General features: G+C 70.8%; 15 protein-coding genes. 8 read left to right on the forward strand and 7 right to left on the reverse strand.

Annotated features, from left to right (window positions below):
* Positions 1-315: 315 nt before the first annotated feature.
* From IE264_RS05115 to cseC, 5 genes are all read left to right on the forward strand, one after another.
* The gene (locus IE264_RS05115) at positions 316-1,227 is read left to right on the forward strand and encodes an iron-sulfur binding domain-containing protein (RefSeq protein WP_032760849.1); all 912 of its coding nucleotides are present in this window, start codon (positions 316-318) and stop codon (positions 1,225-1,227) included.
* A 155-nt stretch (positions 1,228-1,382) separates the two neighbouring features.
* Positions 1,383-2,144: a SigE family RNA polymerase sigma factor gene (locus tag IE264_RS05120; protein WP_032760851.1), complete on the forward strand. Its 762-nt coding sequence runs from the start codon at positions 1,383-1,385 to the stop codon at positions 2,142-2,144.
* 110 nt (positions 2,145-2,254) lie between these two features.
* The gene (locus IE264_RS05125) at positions 2,255-2,914 is read left to right on the forward strand and encodes a hypothetical protein (protein WP_032760856.1); all 660 of its coding nucleotides are present in this window, start codon (positions 2,255-2,257) and stop codon (positions 2,912-2,914) included.
* Positions 2,915-3,038: 124 nt separating this feature from the next.
* Complete coding sequence (cseB, locus tag IE264_RS05130) at positions 3,039-3,752, forward strand: two-component system response regulator CseB (RefSeq protein WP_015609326.1); 714 nt, start codon at positions 3,039-3,041, stop codon at positions 3,750-3,752.
* Positions 3,749-5,086, forward strand: a complete 1,338-nt coding sequence (gene cseC / locus IE264_RS05135; protein WP_032760852.1) for a two-component system sensor histidine kinase CseC — start codon at positions 3,749-3,751, stop codon at positions 5,084-5,086. The genes cseB and cseC overlap by 4 nt, the downstream gene beginning before the upstream one ends.
* 200 nt (positions 5,087-5,286) lie before the next feature.
* On the opposite strand, the gene IE264_RS05140 is transcribed toward cseC, so the two are convergent.
* Positions 5,287-6,000 carry a M23 family metallopeptidase gene (locus IE264_RS05140; protein WP_015609328.1) on the reverse strand — a complete coding sequence of 238 codons (714 nt, stop codon included), beginning with the start codon at positions 5,998-6,000 and terminating at the stop codon, positions 5,287-5,289.
* Positions 6,001-6,458: 458 nt separating this feature from the next.
* Between IE264_RS05140 and IE264_RS05145 the strand changes: the two genes are divergently transcribed.
* Positions 6,459-6,854: a trypco2 family protein gene (locus IE264_RS05145; RefSeq protein WP_032760853.1), complete on the forward strand. Its 396-nt coding sequence runs from the start codon at positions 6,459-6,461 to the stop codon at positions 6,852-6,854.
* On the forward strand, positions 6,851-10,129 hold the full coding sequence (locus IE264_RS05150; RefSeq protein ID WP_032760854.1) for a serine protease: 3,279 nt from the start codon (positions 6,851-6,853) through the stop codon (positions 10,127-10,129). The genes IE264_RS05145 and IE264_RS05150 overlap by 4 nt, the downstream gene beginning before the upstream one ends.
* A gap of 92 nt (positions 10,130-10,221) precedes the next feature.
* On the opposite strand, the gene IE264_RS05155 is transcribed toward IE264_RS05150, so the two are convergent.
* Entirely contained in the window at positions 10,222-12,750 is a 2,529-nt protein-coding gene (locus IE264_RS05155; RefSeq protein ID WP_015609331.1) for an ATP-dependent Clp protease ATP-binding subunit, read from the reverse strand.
* Positions 12,751-13,199: 449 nt separating this feature from the next.
* Between IE264_RS05155 and IE264_RS05160 the strand changes: the two genes are divergently transcribed.
* Complete coding sequence (locus IE264_RS05160; protein ID WP_015609332.1) at positions 13,200-13,790, forward strand: SCO3374 family protein; 591 nt, start codon at positions 13,200-13,202, stop codon at positions 13,788-13,790.
* Here the strand turns inward: IE264_RS05160 and IE264_RS05165 are convergent.
* The 5 genes from IE264_RS05165 to IE264_RS05185 form a co-directional block, all read right to left on the reverse strand.
* The gene (locus tag IE264_RS05165; RefSeq protein ID WP_003968298.1) at positions 13,769-14,104 is read right to left on the reverse strand and encodes a histone-like nucleoid-structuring protein Lsr2; all 336 of its coding nucleotides are present in this window, start codon (positions 14,102-14,104) and stop codon (positions 13,769-13,771) included. The two genes, IE264_RS05160 and IE264_RS05165, sit on opposite strands and share 22 nt — an antisense overlap.
* A gap of 154 nt (positions 14,105-14,258) precedes the next feature.
* Positions 14,259-14,828 (reverse strand): amino-acid N-acetyltransferase, encoded by a 570-nt coding sequence (locus tag IE264_RS05170; protein WP_203680862.1) that lies wholly within the window; start codon positions 14,826-14,828, stop codon positions 14,259-14,261.
* A 10-nt stretch (positions 14,829-14,838) separates the two neighbouring features.
* The gene (locus tag IE264_RS05175; RefSeq protein ID WP_078657678.1) at positions 14,839-15,273 is read right to left on the reverse strand and encodes a BlaI/MecI/CopY family transcriptional regulator; all 435 of its coding nucleotides are present in this window, start codon (positions 15,271-15,273) and stop codon (positions 14,839-14,841) included.
* A gap of 132 nt (positions 15,274-15,405) precedes the next feature.
* Positions 15,406-15,585, reverse strand: a complete 180-nt coding sequence (locus IE264_RS05180; protein ID WP_015609335.1) for a hypothetical protein — start codon at positions 15,583-15,585, stop codon at positions 15,406-15,408.
* An 81-nt stretch (positions 15,586-15,666) separates the two neighbouring features.
* On the reverse strand, positions 15,667-16,266 hold the full coding sequence (locus tag IE264_RS05185) for a hypothetical protein (protein ID WP_099127521.1): 600 nt from the start codon (positions 16,264-16,266) through the stop codon (positions 15,667-15,669).
* Positions 16,267-16,341 lie beyond the last annotated feature (75 nt).

Genomic DNA, 16,341 nt, shown 5'->3' on the forward strand with positions numbered 1-16,341 from the left:
CAACCAGAAGTCCCGCTACCGCCCTTCGGCGCCAGTAGATGCTGGAGGGAAGCGGACCGACCGGATTGCGCATAGATCCCACGGGCCAAACTGTACGAGAGATCGGAGCCGTCTCAGGCCCCACCCGCCGCTCCGGCCACAAGTTTTGCCGATCATCATCAAGTTTTCCCGATGATCACCACGGGCGGCCGGTCGCCGGACCCGGTCACAGGGGACAGAACGGGTGGCGTTCCCACCCCCGGAGGCCGCCGCGCGGGCCGACACCCCCGCACCCGTGACACCGCCCCCGCCTTCCGTGCCAGGATCGTCGGTGCGATGACTGCCATGACTTCGACTTCACCCCAGACGCCCCCCGCCGCCTCCCTCCACACCCCCGTCATCGGGTGGTTCGAGCAGCACGCCCGCGATCTCCCCTGGCGCCGCCCCGAAGCGGGCGCCTGGGGGGTGATGGTCAGCGAGTTCATGCTGCAGCAGACCCCGGTGAGCCGGGTCCTCCCGGTGTACGAACAGTGGCTCGCCCGCTGGCCCCGCCCCGCCGACCTGGCCGCCGAGGCGCCCGGTGAAGCGGTCCGCGCCTGGGGCCGGCTCGGCTACCCGCGCCGTGCGCTGCGGCTGCACGGGGCGGCGCAGGCGATAGCGGAACGGCACGGGGGCGACGTACCGAGCGAGCACGCCCAGCTGCTGGCGCTGCCCGGGATCGGGGAGTACACGGCGGCGGCCGTGGCCTCGTTCGCGTACGGGCAGCGGCACGCGGTGCTCGATACGAACGTCCGCCGGGTGTTCGCCCGCGCCGCGACCGGGATCCAGTACCCGCCGAACGCCACCACGGCCGCCGAGCGCAAGCTCGCGCGGGCGCTGCTGCCCGAGGAGGACGAGCGGGCGGCGCGCTGGGCGGCGGCCACGATGGAACTGGGCGCACTCGTGTGCACCGCGCGCAACGAGGACTGCGACCGCTGCCCGATCGCCTCCCGGTGCGCGTGGCGGCTGGCCGGGAAGCCCGCGTACGAGGGACCGCCGCGCAAGGGCCAGACGTACGCGGGGACCGACCGTCAGGTGCGCGGGCGGCTCCTCGCGGTGCTGCGCGACGCGCTGAACCCGGTGCCCCAGGCCGCTCTGGACACGGTGTGGGAGGAGCCGGTGCAGCGGGCCCGGGCGCTGGACGGGCTGGTCGCCGACGGTCTCGTCGAACCGCTGGCCGACGGCCGGTACCGGCTGCCGCTGACCTGAGCCGCCGGCGTGACGCGCCCCTGAACCGGCGCTGTTACACAACCGATGGGCAGCCGTGCGTCGGCGTACGGCTGCTCCGCACAGCCTCGTGACAACGCCTCCGTAGCGTCTCCGACAGCAGTACACGGGGATTCACGGGGACGGAGGCGGTTGTCATGGCGCAGGGCGAGGTGCTCGCATTCGAGGACTACGTACGCACACGGCAGGAGGCGCTGCTGCGCAGCGCACGACGTCTGGTCCCTGACCCCGTGGACGCGCAGGACCTGCTGCAGACCGCCCTGGTGCGGACGTACGGCCGGTGGGACGGCATCGCCGACAAGTCCCTCGCCGACGCCTATCTGCGCCGCGTCATGATCAACACCCGTACGGAGTGGTGGCGGGCGCGCAAGCTCGACGAGGTGCCCACCGAGCAGCTGCCCGACGCGAGCGTCGACGACGGCAGCGAGCAGCGCGCGGACCGTGCCCTGCTCATGGACATCCTCGGGATCCTGGCTCCGAAGCAGCGCAGCGTCGTCGTGCTGCGACACTGGGAGCAGATGAGTACGGAGGAGACGGCCGCGGCGCTCGGCATGTCGGCCGGTACGGTCAAGAGCACGCTGCACCGGGCGCTGGCGCGTCTGCGGCAGGAGCTGGAGAGCCGTGAGCTGACGAGCCGCGAGGCGGTCGCCCGGGAGACCGGGAGCCGCCGGGAGACCGGTGACCACCGGCAGGCCGAGCGGCGCCGGGAGACCGAGCGGCGCCGGGAGACCGAGCGGCGCCGGGAGACCGGGAACGACCGGAGTGCGGCGCCCGCCGTCACCGGCCGGGTCCCGGCCCAGCGGTCGAAGGTCACCTCCGTCACGGCCGCACGGGGACACACACCGGTGCGGCACGACGGGCGTCACGACGAGCGGGGGCGGGAGCGGTGCGCGGCCTGACAGCCAGCAGCGACAGCAGCGAGAACGGCAGCGGGAGCGTCAGCGGGACGGGTACCGACGACGGGGGCTCCTCCGGGAGACCCCGCCGGAACCGCGGATTCCGGGCAGGTATGGCGGCGAGTGGTACGGCCCTGGCCGGACTCGCCGCCTTCGGGCTGTTCGGCATCGGCTGCACCACCGGCGGGACCGGTACCCGCGACGAGGGCCCCGCCGGCAGTCAGCCGGTCGCCCAGGTCTCCCCCCGGCCCACCCCCTCCGGCACGACCCCGGTCACCAAGCGCGTCAACGCCGTGGCCCTCCTCAAGGGGGACCCCGCGGTGAGCGAGCGGGTCCGGGAGGGGCTCCAGCCCTGCGCGGGCAAGGCCTATCCGGTCGACACCTCCTACGGCTCGATGACCGGCGGCCCGTCCGCCGATGTCGTGGTCAACGTGATGAGCTGCGCCGATTCGGTGAGCATGGGGACGTACGTCTACCGGGCCCGCGAGGACGGTTCGTACGAGAACGTCTTCATGGCCGAGGTCCCGGCCGTCTACGGAACCATCGACCGGGGCGACCTCGTGGTGACGACCCAGGTCTACGGGTCGAAGGATCCGCTGGCCTATCCGTCCGGCTCCGAGGTGGTCACCTACCGTTGGGCCGACGAGCGCTTCACCGAGCACGACCGGGTGCACAACGACTTCAGCCGTGCCATCGACGGCACGGACATCGAGGCGCCCACGCAGACGGTGCCGGAGGACCAGGCCGAGCCGGCCGAGCCCAGCGGGAACTGAACCACGAAGCCGTGGCGGCCGGACCGAGCGGGAACGGCTGTAGCGGCCCGACCCGGCGGGAAACCGAACCACCGAAGCCGTGCCGGCGGCACCGAGCGGGAACTGAAAGCGAGACGCAACGTCCATGGCCGAGACCCACGTCCTCTTCGTCGAGGACGACGACGTCATCCGTGAGGCCACCCAGCTCGCCCTGGAGCGGGTCGGCTTCACGGTCACCGCGATGCCCGACGGGCTCTCCGGCCTGGAGGCCTTCCGGGCCGACCGGCCGGACATCGCGCTGCTCGACGTGATGGTGCCGGGGCTCGACGGGGTGAGCCTGTGCCGCCGCATCCGGGACGAGTCGACCGTGCCCGTGATCATGCTCTCCGCGCGGGCCGACTCGATCGACGTGGTGCTGGGCCTGGAGGCCGGGGCGGACGACTACGTCACCAAGCCCTTCGACGGCGCGGTCCTGGTCGCCCGCATCCGGGCCGTGCTGCGCCGCTTCGGCCACGCGGCCGGACCGGAGGGCACGGGCCAGGGCGGTACGGAGGGGGAGGCCGAGGGGCTCGGCGGGGTGCTGGTCTTCGGCGACCTGGAGGTCGACACGGACGGGATGGAGGTGCGGCGGGCCGGTGAGCAGGTGGCGCTGACACCCACCGAGATGCGGCTGCTGCTGGAGTTCTCCTCCGCGCCCGGCACCGTACTCTCCCGCGACAAGCTCCTGGAGCGGGTCTGGGACTACGGCTGGGGCGGCGACACCAGGGTCGTGGACGTCCACGTCCAGCGGCTGCGCACCAAGATCGGCCAGGACCGGATCGAGACGGTCCGCGGCTTCGGCTACAAGCTGCGCGGATGAAGCGACTGGCCCTGCGGACCGGTGTCCGCTGGAAGATCAGCATCGCCATCGCCGCGGTCGGCGCGCTCATCGCGGTGGCGCTGAGCCTCGTGGTGCACAACGCGGCCCGGGTCTCGATGATCGAGAACGCCCGCGAGGTGCAGCTGGAGCGGCTGCTGGGCGCGCAGCGGTTCTACGAGGCGACGAGCATGCAGAAGAACGCGCCCAAGTTCGGCGCGAAGCTCAACGACCCGACGATCCCGGCGAGCCTGCGCGACGAGGTCCGCAAGAACCGGCGGGCCACGCATGTGGCGGAGAGCGCCGACGGGGCGCCGGACGTGTGGGCGGCCGTGCCGCTGGCCAACGGGGACGTGCTCTCGCTGCACACCCGGTTCGCGGACCGCTCCGCCACGATCATGGACGACCTGGACCGGGCGCTGATCATCGGCTCGGTCTCGGTGGTCTTCGGCGGCTGCGCGCTCGGCGTCCTGATCGGCGGCCAGCTCTCACGCCGGCTGCGCAAGGCAGCGGCCGCGGCGGGCCGGGTCGCCGAGGGCCACACCGATGTACGGGTCCGGGAGGCCGTGGGCGGGGTCGTCCGGGACGAGACGGACGAGCTGGCGCGGGCGGTCGACGCGCTGACCGACGCGCTGAACGAGCGGATCGAGGCGGAGCGCCGGGTCACCGCCGACATCGCCCATGAGCTGCGCACCCCCGTCACCGGGCTGCTCACGGCGGCCGAGCTGCTGCCGCCGGGCCGCCCCACCGAGCTGGTACGGGACCGGGCGCAGGCGATGCGGACGCTGGTCGAGGACGTGCTGGAGGTGGCCCGCCTGGACAGTGCCTCGGAGCGGGCGGAGCTTCAGGAGCTGCCGCTCGGGGAGTTCGTCAGCCGCCGGATCGGGCTGCTGGACCCGGATGTGACCGTGCAGGTGGTGCACGAGTCGTGGGTCTCCACCGACCCGCGCCGGCTGGAGCGGATCCTGGGCAATCTCCTCGGCAACGCCGCCAAGCACGGCTCCACCCCGGTGGAGGTCACGGTGGAGGGCCGGGTGGTACGGGTCCGGGACCACGGTCCGGGGTTCCCGGAGGAACTGCTGCGGGACGGGCCGAGCCGGTTCCGTACGGGCTCCATGGACCGCGCCGGGCACGGGCACGGTCTTGGCCTGACGATCGCGGCGGGCCAGGCGAGGGTGCTGGGGGCCCGGCTGACCTTCCGGAACGCGGCGCCCTCGGGTGCGGCGGAGGGCACGGGCGGGGCGATCGCGGTGCTGTGGCTGCCGGAGCACGCGCCGACGGCGACCGGGAGCTTCCCGATGCTGCGGGGGGCGGACGAGCGGCAGCCGCAGGGCTGAGGTTTTGGGGATCCGCCGGGTACAACGCCGACGGCGACCCCGAGGAGTGAGCCGTGAGGCTGTCCTCGACGTCGCCGTCGATCGGGTGACCCGGGCGCACGCCCCGGGTACCGGGGTGTAACGGGTCCACTGACTCTGTTCGGTTGTGCTGCGCGCCCGCCGGGTCTCCCCGGCAGGTCCGCGCGGTTACGCCGGCCGGATCAGATGGAGACGTGCACCGAGCGCAGGAACGCGGCGGGGTTCAGCGCCGAGCCGTAGTTCGGGGTGGTGCGGATCTCGAAGTGCAGGTGCGGGCCGCTGGAGTTCCCGGTGTTGCCGGACAGGGCGATCTTCTCGCCCGTCTTGACCTTCTCGCCGATCTTCACGTTGATCTTCGACAGGTGCGCGTACTGCGAGTACTTGCCGTTGGAGTGCTTGATCACGACGGCGTTGCCGTACGCGGGGCCGTCGCCGCCGCCGTTCGGGCCGGCCTTCACGACGGTGCCGGTGTGGGCGGCGGAGACCGGGGTGCCGATCGGCACGGCGAAGTCCTGGCCGGAGTGCTTGGCGGCCCAGCGGGCGCCACCGGTGCCGTAGCTGGCGCTCAGCGTGTACTTCTTGACCGGGGCCTTCCAGGAGGCGGCGTTCTTCTTGGCCGCCTTCTTCTTGTCCTCGGCCTTCTTCTTCGCGTCGGAGGCCTTCTTGGCCGCCGTCTTCTTGGCCGCGTCGGCGGCCTTGCTCTGCGCGGCCGCCTGCTGGGCGACCGACTGGGCGGTGGTGCCCGCGGCGAGGGGAGCGGCGGCGTCTGCGTTGCCGGCCGCGAACGCCGAGCCTGCACCCAGCACCACGGACGCTCCCAGGCCGGCGGCCAGGACTGCGCCACGGATGCGGGAGGCGGACGGGCGGATGGTGTGCTGGTTCGTTGCGCGCTTCATACGGTGAAGTCCTCCGAAGGTGAGTGGACCCGGCGTGCTGTCCGGGCTTGCTCCACCTTGGTAACCCGCACCCCCGCCGGTGCTCAAACACCCCATCTACGAAGGAAAGCCGTAGAGCGGGCCCTGGGAATTCGCCTCGGTTGTCCCGTTTCGGGAGGCGGGAGCGGGCGACGAAATCCCTCACCCGAATGGGGTTTAAACGCTGTTCTGGGGGCACTTTTCCGGACATGGCACCGCGAACGGGCCGTATCGACCGCCCCGCCGGGGCCGCCTCCGCCCGCCGGGCCGAAGGTCCCTCCACCGGTCCCGGCACCATCTCCTAGCGCGGGTAGTAGGCCTGTTTCGGCCTGTGCGCCTTGTCACCGCCGGTGGGACCTAAGTCCTTCCGATTCGGGACCTTCGGCCCGCTACGTCACTACGCTGACGGGAAAGCGGAACCGCACCCCGGGGGGACCACCATGACGGCCGAGAACACCCACGACCTGGACGGCATCGAGCTCGCCGACGCCGTCGAATCCATCCGGAACCAGCTGGTGGAGGCGGCGGCCCGGGCCACGGGCCGCCCGCTCGCCTTCGCCGTCGGGGACATCCAGATGGAGTTCACCCTCGAACTGCGCAAGGAGGCCAAGGCGGGCGGCAAGGTGAAGGCCTGGGTGGTCGAGGCGGGCGCGGACGCGTCCCGGGCGACGGGCCGTACGCACAAGGTGGCGTTCACCCTGAGCCCGCGGAACGCGGTGACCGGGGAGGCGTGGGCGATCGGGACCGAGGACGACGGGTCGACGGCGGGGTTCGGTGACGGACCCGGGCCGGGCGGGGACACGGCGGGGTTCGGTGACGGGGCGGGCCGCCCGTGAGCCCGGCGACCCCGCCCGTCACCCACCTCGGCGACCGTACGGTGGTCGTCTCCGCGATCCGCCAGGGCAGCGGCGTCCTGCTCACCGACCGGCTGGTCCTGACCTGCGCCCATGTGGTCAAGTCCGGGTCCGTCCACATCGCCCACCCCGCGCGGCGGGAGCGCGTACGGGCCACGGTCGCCTGGATCGACTACCGGCTGGACGTGGCCCTGCTGGAGGCCACCGAGCCGGTGCGGGCGATCCCCCCGGTGCGGCTCGGCGTGCTGGACACCCGCGAGGCGATCCCCGGCTGCGAGATCACCGGCTTCCCGCGCGTGCAGCGCTATGGCCCGGACAAGCGCTTGGAGGCGGACCACTACACAGCGACGGTCCTGCCCATGGCGGGCCGGGTCCGCGACCTGCTGGTCTGCGATCTGGACGGCCCGCCCGCCGCCGGCCCCGACGACGAGCCGCCGGCCCTGTCCGGGCTCTCCGGCGGCCCGGTCTTCGCCGGGGACATCCTCCTGGGCATCGCCCGCCAGGTCCCGCGACAGCGGGAGGGCCGCCGGGTCGAGTGCGTCCCCCTCGGCCCGGTCCTCGCGGCGGAGCCCTTCGTGCAGGCCTACCGCAGGACCGGCGCCCTGCTGCGGGAGGAACGCGTCCACGGCAACTTCCCGAGAGACCTGCGGTACGAGGCGGAGTACGCGCAGGCGCTGGGCGTCGCGTACCGCCGTACGAAGATCTTCGGCCTCGACGAGCTGAGCCGGCACGACTCCGAGTGGGACCTGGACACGGCCTACCTCAGCCTGGAGGCCCAGGCGCAGGACCGGACGGTACGGCACCGGGGAGCCGCGGAGCCCGCCGCGCCCCTCCCCCAGCGCATCGACACCCTCCTCACCGACCGCCCCCGGGTCCTGCTGCGCGGCGAGGCGGGCGCGGGCAAGACGACCTTGCTGTGGTGGCTGGCCGCCCACGCCTCGGCCCGCACCCTGGACGACGACCTGGCCCCGCTGAACGGCCTGGTCCCGTTCGTCGTGCCACTGCGTACGCTGCGAGCCCGTGGTGGTACGTTCCCGGGCCCGGCGGAGCTGTCCGGCGCGGCGGGCCTGGTGGTCGACGCGGCACCGGAGGGGTGGGCGAGCCGGGTCCTGGAGTCCGGGCGGGCGCTCTTGCTGGTGGACGGCCTGGACGAGGTGCCGCCGGAGGACCGGGAGCAGGCGCACGACTGGCTGTCGCAGCTCCTGGCCCGCTACCCGGAGACCCGGTGCGTGGCGACCGTACGACCGCTGGCCGTCGAACCGGACTGGCTGCGCTCGGAGGGCTTCGCCGAGTTACGCCTGCTGCCCATGCGGAACGAGGACATCCAGGCGTTCGTGGCCTCCTGGCACCGGGCGGCCCGGCTCTCCGAGGAGGACGACACCGACCGCCTGGACGCGCTGGAACAGGACCTCTCCCGCCAGTTCGACCAGAACCCCACGCTCCGTGACCTGGCCCGTACGCCCCTGCTCTGCGCGGTGATCTGCGCCCTGCACCGCCGCCGCGACGGCTTCCTCCCGGAGACGCGGTGGAGTCTGTACCGCTCGGCGCTGGAGATGCTCCTCGGCCACCGCGACCGACGCCGCCGGATCGGCGACCCCGAGGGCATCGACCTGAGCGTCGAGGAGCACACCCAGCTCCTCCAGCGCATCGCGGTCTGGCTGGTGCGCGAGGGCCAGTCGGAGTTCACCCGGGGGCAGGCGCTGCGGCAGCTCGGCCGGGCACTGGCGGGGATGGAGCGGGTGAGTGCCCAGGGCTCGCCCGCGAAGATCCTCACGCACCTGCTCAACCGCAGCGGCCTGCTCCAGGAACGCACCGACGACACCTACCAGTTCATCCACCGCACGTTCCAGGACTACCTGGCCGCAAAAGAGTTCATCGAGGACGACCACCTCAATGAACTGCTGGGGCACGCGGACGAGGAGCCCTGGCAGGACGTGATCCTGTTGGCGGCGGGACACTGCGGGCGGCGGGAACTCGCCCTGCTCGTACGCGGTTTGCTCGACGCGGGTCTGCGGCATTGGGCCCAGTCGGCGGCGCGCACCACCGTCCACGTCCTGGCCGCCCTGTGTGCTCAGCATGCGACCTGGCTGGACGATGCGGTGCGGACGGCGGTCCAGGAGAGTACGGCGGCGCTCTTCCCACCGGTCAGCGACAACCAGGTGGGCGCCCTGGCCCGGCTCGGACCGGCGGCGCTGGCCTTTCTGCCCGATCCGCGCGCGATGCCCGAGACCGAGCCGGAAGCCCGGTTCGTGGCCACCCTGATCACCGGAATCGGGGGAGCCTCCGCGATGCCCCATGCCCGCGCCTGGGCGCGGGCGCGCCCGGGGCTGGGCCGATTCTTCGCGGGCGCGTGGGAACGCTTTCCTCCCGAGGAGTACGCCGCCGAGGTACTGACTCACTGCGACCTCCGGCACACGGTCCTCGCGGTGAGCGACCGGCGGCGGTTGAGGGCGCTGCGTCACCTTCCGTATGTTCCGGCACTGTCCCTGCGCCTGGATCTGTCCGATGCGGAGATCGCTGCGGCTCTGACGGGTATCCAGCTCGACGGCCTGCTCCTGAGGAGGGCCACACGGCTCACCGAGCTCTCGTTCCTGAGCACCTTCGCGGACTCCCTGTCGGTACTGGACCTCGGATGGTGCCCGGCGCTCCGGGACTTCACGCCGCTCGCCGGGCTCCACCAGCTCAGAGACCTGTTTCTGAACACGCAGGGGACGCTCCCGGCCGACCTGGCGCCGCTGGCGGATCTGCCCGCCCTGTCGCACCTCAGGCTGCGGCACCTGGAGGCGGACCGACTGAGCGAGATCGCGGCCAACCCCGGTGTCACCGACCTGACGGTCACCAGCCAGCGTCCGCTCGTCCTGGACGGGCTCGGTGCCTGGAAGTCGCTCAGGGAGCTGGAGGTCTCGGAACTCGCCGCGTTCGACGATGCCCTCGACGCACTGCGGGAGCATTCCCGGATCACCGTTCTCCGCCTCACCGCCTTCCCCTGGGCACACCGGCCGACCCGCGCTGTGTCCGTACCCACCGTTGAGGAGCTGTCCGTACCGGCCCCTGACCACGCCGGTGACCTCGGGATGCTGCGACCGCTCTTCCCCGGGGTCACCCATCTCAGACTGGACGCCTCCGCCCTGCGCGTACTGGATCTCACGCCGCTGCACTCCTGGCCGGGCCTGCGGGTGCTGGTCACCGGGTTGCCCGGGCAGCGTCTGATCGGGGCGCAGGAGCTGGGCGACCGGCTCGATGCCCCTCCCGGCTGACGCACGGAGAAAGGGGCTGCCCCGGACCGGCCGTTAAGCCGATTCCGGGGCAGCCCCTTCACACACGCTCGGGCTCACGCCCTACAAACGCGTCACGCTTCCTTCGACAGGTTCGGGCCGGCGCCGCCTGCCGCCTGCTCGATCGGGGGGACGTCGGGCAGAGCCGACTTCTCCTCGCCGCGGAACGAGAACTTCTTCTCGTCACCCTCGCCCTCGACGCCGACGACCACGATGTGACCGGGGCGCAGCTCACCGAAGAGGATCTTCTCGGAGAGGATGTCCTCGATCTCGCGCTGGATCGTCCGGCGCAGCGGCCGGGCGCCCATCACGGGGTCGTAGCCCTTCTTCGCCAGGAGCGACTTGGCCTCGGAGCTGAGCTCGATGCCCATGTCCCGGTCCCTGAGCCGCTCGTCCACCTTGGCGAGCATGAGGTCGACGATCTGGATGATGTCTTCCTCGGTCAGCTGGTGGAAGACGACCGTGTCGTCGACACGGTTGAGGAATTCCGGCCGGAAGTGCTGCTTGAGCTCTTCGTTGACCTTGACCTTCATCCGCTCGTAGTTCGTCTTGACGTCGCCCTGGGCGGCGAAGCCCAGGTTGAAGCCCTTGGAGATGTCCCGGGTCCCGAGGTTGGTCGTCATGATGATGACCGTGTTCTTGAAGTCCACGACCCGGCCCTGGGAGTCGGTCAGGCGACCGTCCTCCAGAATCTGGAGCAGGGAATTGAAGATATCGGGGTGGGCCTTCTCGACCTCGTCGAAGAGGACGACGGAGAACGGCTTGCGGCGCACCTTCTCGGTGAGCTGGCCGCCCTCTTCGTACCCCACGTAACCGGGGGGCGAGCCGAAGAGGCGGGAAACCGTGTGCTTCTCGCTGAACTCCGACATGTCGAGGGAGATCAGCGCGTCCTCGTCGCCGAAGAGGAATTCGGCGAGCGTCTTGGAGAGCTCCGTCTTACCGACACCGGACGGACCGGCGAAGATGAACGAGCCACCGGGGCGCTTCGGGTCCTTCAGACCGGCTCGCGTACGGCGGATCGCCTGCGAGAGGGCCTTGATGGCGTCCTTCTGCCCGATGACGCGCTTGTGGAGCTCGTCCTCCATGCGCAGCAGACGGGAGGACTCCTCCTCCGTCAGCTTGAAGACCGGGATACCGGTGGCCGTGGCCAGGACTTCGGCGATGAGCTCGCCGTCGACCTCGGCGACGACGTCCATGTCGCCGGCCTTCCACTCCTTCTCCCGCTTGGCCTTCGCCGCCAGCAGCTGCTTCTCCTTGTCGCGGAGGGAAGCCGCCTTCTCGAAGTCCTGGGAGTCGATGGCCGACTCCTTGTCGCGGCGGACACCCGCGATCTTCTCGTCGAACTCGCGGAGGTCCGGCGGCGCGGTCATCCGGCGGATGCGCATCCGGGAACCGGCCTCGTCGATCAGGTCGATCGCCTTGTCCGGCAGGAAGCGGTCCGAGATGTACCGGTCGGCCAGGGTCGCGGCCTGGACGAGGGCCTCGTCCGTGATGGAGACCCGGTGGTGGGCCTCGTAACGGTCGCGCAGACCCTTCAGGATCTCGATGGTGTGCGGCAGCGACGGCTCCGCGACCTGGATCGGCTGGAAGCGGCGCTCAAGGGCCGCGTCCTTCTCCAGGTGCTTGCGGTACTCGTCGAGCGTGGTGGCACCGATGGTCTGGAGCTCGCCCCGGGCCAGCATGGGCTTCAGGATCGAAGCCGCGTCGATGGCGCCTTCCGCGGCACCCGCACCGACCAGCGTGTGGAGCTCGTCGATGAACAGGATGATGTCGCCGCGGGTGCGGATCTCCTTGAGGACCTTCTTCAGGCGCTCCTCGAAGTCACCCCGGTACCGCGAACCGGCGACGAGTGCGCCGAGGTCCAGGGTGTAGAGGTGCTTGTCCTTGAGGGTCTCGGGCACCTCGCCCTTGACGATCGCCTGGGCCAGGCCCTCGACGACCGCCGTCTTGCCGACGCCGGGCTCGCCGATGAGGACCGGGTTGTTCTTGGTCCGGCGGGACAGCACCTGCATGACCCGCTCGATCTCCTTCTCGCGCCCGATGACCGGGTCGAGCTTGGATTCACGAGCGGCCTGGGTGAGGTTCCGGCCGAACTGGTCGAGCACCAGGGAGGTGGAGGGCGTGCCCTCCGCGGGGCCGCCTGCGGCCGCCGTCTCCTTGCCGCCCGAGTATCCGGAAAGCAGCTGGATGACCTGCTGCCGGACCCGGTTCAGGTCGGCGCCCAGCTTCACGAGGACCTGGGCGGCGACGCCCTCGCCCTCGCGGATCAGGCCGAGCAGGATGTGCTCGGTGCCGATGTAGTTGTGGCCCAGCTGAAGGGCCTCGCGGAGCGACAGCTCCAGGACCTTCTTGGCTCGCGGGGTGAAGGGGATGTGTCCGGAAGGAGCCTGCTGCCCCTGCCCGATGATCTCCTCCACCTGCTGGCGGACCGCCTCGAGCGAAATCCCGAGGCTCTCCAGGGCCTTAGCGGCGACACCCTCACCCTCATGGATCAGGCCCAGGAGGATGTGCTCGGTGCCGATGTAGTTGTGGTTGAGCATCCGGGCTTCTTCCTGAGCCAGGACGACAACCCGCCGCGCGCGGTCGGTGAACCTCTCGAACATCGTTAATCGCTCCTCAGAGCGGTCGGTCAGTGAGGGGTCGGTCCCCTCCCAGTCCTTCCGCATGCTAGTCCCGCAGGACGGGACAGCTCATTCCAACTGCCGACATCCGTCCGGATCACCCCGCACCAGCGGGGATTCTTACTGCCGAACAGCTGACAACTGCTCCAACCCGATGGTGCGAGACGATGTTCCCGCAGGCCAGGCAGATACCCCTTTCGCCAGTACGCCGATGGCGAACGTGAGACGCCTCGGCCTGCGTGTCGCCCCTTCCCACTAGGAAAGTCTTACCCGCAATCACTGACAGTCCATGCGGCGCGCCCCGGTTCCCTCCGCTACGGGCGAACAACCTTGCGCTGCAACACGCTCCCGCGCGCCCCTCAAAGCCGGACTCAGCGTGACGGCGCGGGGGCTCTGCGTAACTTCGGGGGCGGCCGACCGGTTCATCGGACATGGTCCTCACCGTCCCGCCGCCCCGCTCGTCACCCGATGCCGGTCCGGGTCCCGCCGCGCTCGCCCGGTGGTACGAGCGGAAGCTCGGCTGGGCGACCGAGGGGCGCGCTCCGGTGCGGCTGCTCACCGGTCTCCGGTTCGACGTGCTGGAACTTCCCGCCGAGGCCGGTCACGCCCTGCTGCGCCGCCCTGTGCGTACCGGTCCTGTGCTGCTGAGCGGCGGGCGGATGGGGCTGCTGGTCGCCGCGGGCGGCGCCGATGAGCTGCCGGGGCTGCTCGACTGGCTGGAGTGGGGTCCGATCGCGCTCGATCTGACCGCCGTGGGGGCGGGGGGCCGGATCACGGCTCCGTCACCCCGGGGTGCGGGCTCGCCGGGGGCCGCCGTGTGGCTGCGGCCCCCCGAGCCGAGGCATACGCCCGGGCCGGCGCTTCCCGCTCTCGCGGGCTTCGGGAGCAGCGGTGGGGATGCCCCCGATCTCGTACGCCTGGTGGACGCCGCGGCGACGGAATGCCATCGGGTCCGGTTGTCGCGTGCCCGGGCCGGGCTGCGTAACGGCAGTCCGGCAGATCAGCCGTTGGCCTTCTCGTAAGCCTCGCGGATCTCGGCGGGAACGCGGCCGCGGTCATTCACGTTGTGGCCGTTCTCCCGCGCCCACCGGCGGATTTCCGCGGTGTCCTTGTTGCCGCCGGCGACGGCGCGGCCCTTGCCACGGCCCGTGGCGGCACGGCCACCGGTGCGGCGGCCACCCTTGGTGTAGGGCTCAAGAAGGCCGCGAAGCTTGTCCGCATTGGCCGTGGTGAGGTCGATCTCGTACGTCTTGCCGTCAAGCGCGAACGTCACGGTCTCGTCCGCCTCGACACCGTCGAGGTCATCGACAAGAAGGACCTGAACCTTCTGTGCCACGGGATTTCCTTTCATCGAAAATGGAGTACGCGGAAAGGAAACCGCTTTTCTCGGGAAAACACAAACCCCCGGGAGAGGTTCAGGGGATCGAGAACGCGGGAAACGTGCGCGATTCGGACATAGGGATGCAGGGCTTCCACACATCATCCGCGCATCACAGGTGCAGAAGCATCCGACTGTTGCCCAAGGTGTTCGGCTTCACTCGTTCGAGACCGAGGAACTCTGCGACGCCCTCGTCGTAGGAACGCAGCAGCTCACTGTAGACATCTGTGTCGACCGGCGTCTCTCCGATCTCGACGAACCCGTGCTTCGCGAAGAAGTCCACTTCGAAGGTGAGGCAGAAAACCCTGCGCACCCCGAGCCAGCGGGCGGTCTGCAAGAGCTTCTCCAGTACGTGATGCCCCACCCCGGCGCCCTTGATGCGGGGGTCGACGGCGAGAGTACGGACTTCCGCGAGGTCTTCCCACATGACATGGAGAGCGCCGCAGCCGATGACCCGGGCATCCTCGTCGCGTTCCGCCACCCAGAACTCCTGGATGTCCTCGTAAAGGGTGACGGTGGCTTTGTCGAGCAGGATGCCGCCGGACACGTACCCGTCGAGGAGCCTGCGTACGGATGACACATCGGTCGTCCTGGCCCGGCGTACGGTGATGGCGGGCTTATTTACCGACGGGTCGGTATGAAAGTCGGTATCCGGTTCGGTTTGCGGCTGCTCTGAGGACATGCCCCCGACGCTATCGCCCGCTCTCCGGCTCCGCGTCATCGGCTGGGGCTCCGCCTTCGGGGGCTCCGGCGGTCGGTTCCGCGTCATTGGGGGAAACCATACGAACAGCGTCCTGAAGTGCTTCGCGCTGCTCCGGCGACATCATGCCGAAGAAGGCGACAAGGGCGGCGGCCGGGTTGTCACTGTGCGACCAGGCTTCGTTCATCAGTGCGGCCGAGTAGGCGGCCCTGGTGGAGACGGCCGTATATCGATATGCCCGGCCGTCCACTTCCCTGCGGACCCAGCCCTTCTGATGGAGATTGTCCATTACCGTCATCACCGTCGTGTAGGCGATGGACCGTTCCTGCTGGAGGTCCTCAAGGACTTCCCGCACGGTGACCGGACGGTTCCATTGCCAGACGCGTGTCATCACGGCGTCTTCCAGCTCTCCCAATTGGCGGGGCACGGGATCACTTTAGTGCCAGATGTCCCGAATGACTGGTTATTTACAGAGCCAAAAGAGCGCACGGCTCTCATGAGCCGTGCGCTCCAGGGATGGTGCGAAGGTTCCGCGGGTCCCGGTGGGCCGCTTCCGCGTTCAGGCATTCTCCGGACGAGCGGTCTGCTTTACGGATTCCGCGCGGGCGATCGCCGCGTCCACGGCGTCGTCCTCCTTGGCCTTGTTCGGACCGCCCTGGCTCTTGACGATCGTCACGACCAGGCCGATGAAGAAGATGGCCATCACCACGGGGGGCACGAGCGCGGATACGTAGTCCATGCCGTCCAGAGTAGCGAGCCCCGTACGACGGGACGCGGCGACCTCCCGTGGAGGCCGCCGCGTCCGTGGGCGGTGCGGGTGTCAGCCCGCGGCGCGCTCCTCCTCCGAGGGCGGCGGGGCGGGGCGGCGGCGGGGCGGGAAGACCTCGGAGGGCTTGGGCGCCGGGCGCGGGCCGGGGGCCGGCGAGCGGCCGGGGGCGGGGGCGGGGGCGGCCGGGGCCTTGGGGCGTTCCGGTTCCCGGTCGGCCGCCCGGCCGCCGGGCAGGGCGAGCAGCCGGCTGCGGGGGCCGGGGGCCACCAGGGCGGCGGAGCGGCCGGCGAGCCGGGCCCGTACGGAGCGCTCGGCGAGGATCTGGCAGCGCTCCAGGAGGGCCGCGGCGAGCGGTTTCCCGCGCAGGGCGCGCAGGGCCGCCAGATCGTCGGGGCGGGGGTCGTATCCGGCCGCCAGGGCGTCCTGGAGGAGCTCCAGATAGCCGGTGACGGAGCCGGGAAGGGCGGCGCGGTAGCGGGCGAGGTCGGCGAGGAGGAACGCTCGCAGCCGGCCCGCCTCCCCGACCGCCTCGTCCACGGAGCCCGCGAGCCGCAGGCAGTCCTGGACATCCTCGTCGGACAGGGGCATGGGGTGGAGGGCGATGGCGAGGGCACGTCGGAGCACCCGCAGCTCGTCCGCGCTGAACGCCATGCCGCCTCGTGAACCGTAGGGCGTGGGCATAACGCGACAATACGTGCTAAATGGACAAAATCCGTTTAACTGGTC

Origin of the sequence: Streptomyces microflavus (assembly GCF_014650075.1) — a bacterium.
Classification (GTDB): Bacteria; Actinomycetota; Actinomycetes; order Streptomycetales; family Streptomycetaceae; genus Streptomyces; species Streptomyces microflavus.

Coding starts and splice junctions, on each gene's coding strand:
- IE264_RS05160 (WP_015609332.1), top strand. CDS start 13,200: ATGGTCCTCACCGTCCCGCCGCCCCGCTCGTCACCCGATGCCGGTCCG.
- IE264_RS05115 (WP_032760849.1), top strand. CDS start 316: ATGACTGCCATGACTTCGACTTCACCCCAGACGCCCCCCGCCGCCTCC.
- IE264_RS05180 (WP_015609335.1), bottom strand. CDS start 15,585: ATGGACTACGTATCCGCGCTCGTGCCCCCCGTGGTGATGGCCATCTTC.
- cseC (WP_032760852.1), top strand. CDS start 3,749: ATGAAGCGACTGGCCCTGCGGACCGGTGTCCGCTGGAAGATCAGCATC.
- IE264_RS05125 (WP_032760856.1), top strand. CDS start 2,255: ATGGCGGCGAGTGGTACGGCCCTGGCCGGACTCGCCGCCTTCGGGCTG.
- IE264_RS05140 (WP_015609328.1), bottom strand. CDS start 6,000: ATGAAGCGCGCAACGAACCAGCACACCATCCGCCCGTCCGCCTCCCGC.
- IE264_RS05145 (WP_032760853.1), top strand. CDS start 6,459: ATGACGGCCGAGAACACCCACGACCTGGACGGCATCGAGCTCGCCGAC.
- IE264_RS05120 (WP_032760851.1), top strand. CDS start 1,383: ATGGCGCAGGGCGAGGTGCTCGCATTCGAGGACTACGTACGCACACGG.
- IE264_RS05155 (WP_015609331.1), bottom strand. CDS start 12,750: ATGTTCGAGAGGTTCACCGACCGCGCGCGGCGGGTTGTCGTCCTGGCT.
- IE264_RS05185 (WP_099127521.1), bottom strand. CDS start 16,266: ATGGCGTTCAGCGCGGACGAGCTGCGGGTGCTCCGACGTGCCCTCGCC.
- cseB (WP_015609326.1), top strand. CDS start 3,039: ATGGCCGAGACCCACGTCCTCTTCGTCGAGGACGACGACGTCATCCGT.
- IE264_RS05170 (WP_203680862.1), bottom strand. CDS start 14,828: ATGTCCTCAGAGCAGCCGCAAACCGAACCGGATACCGACTTTCATACC.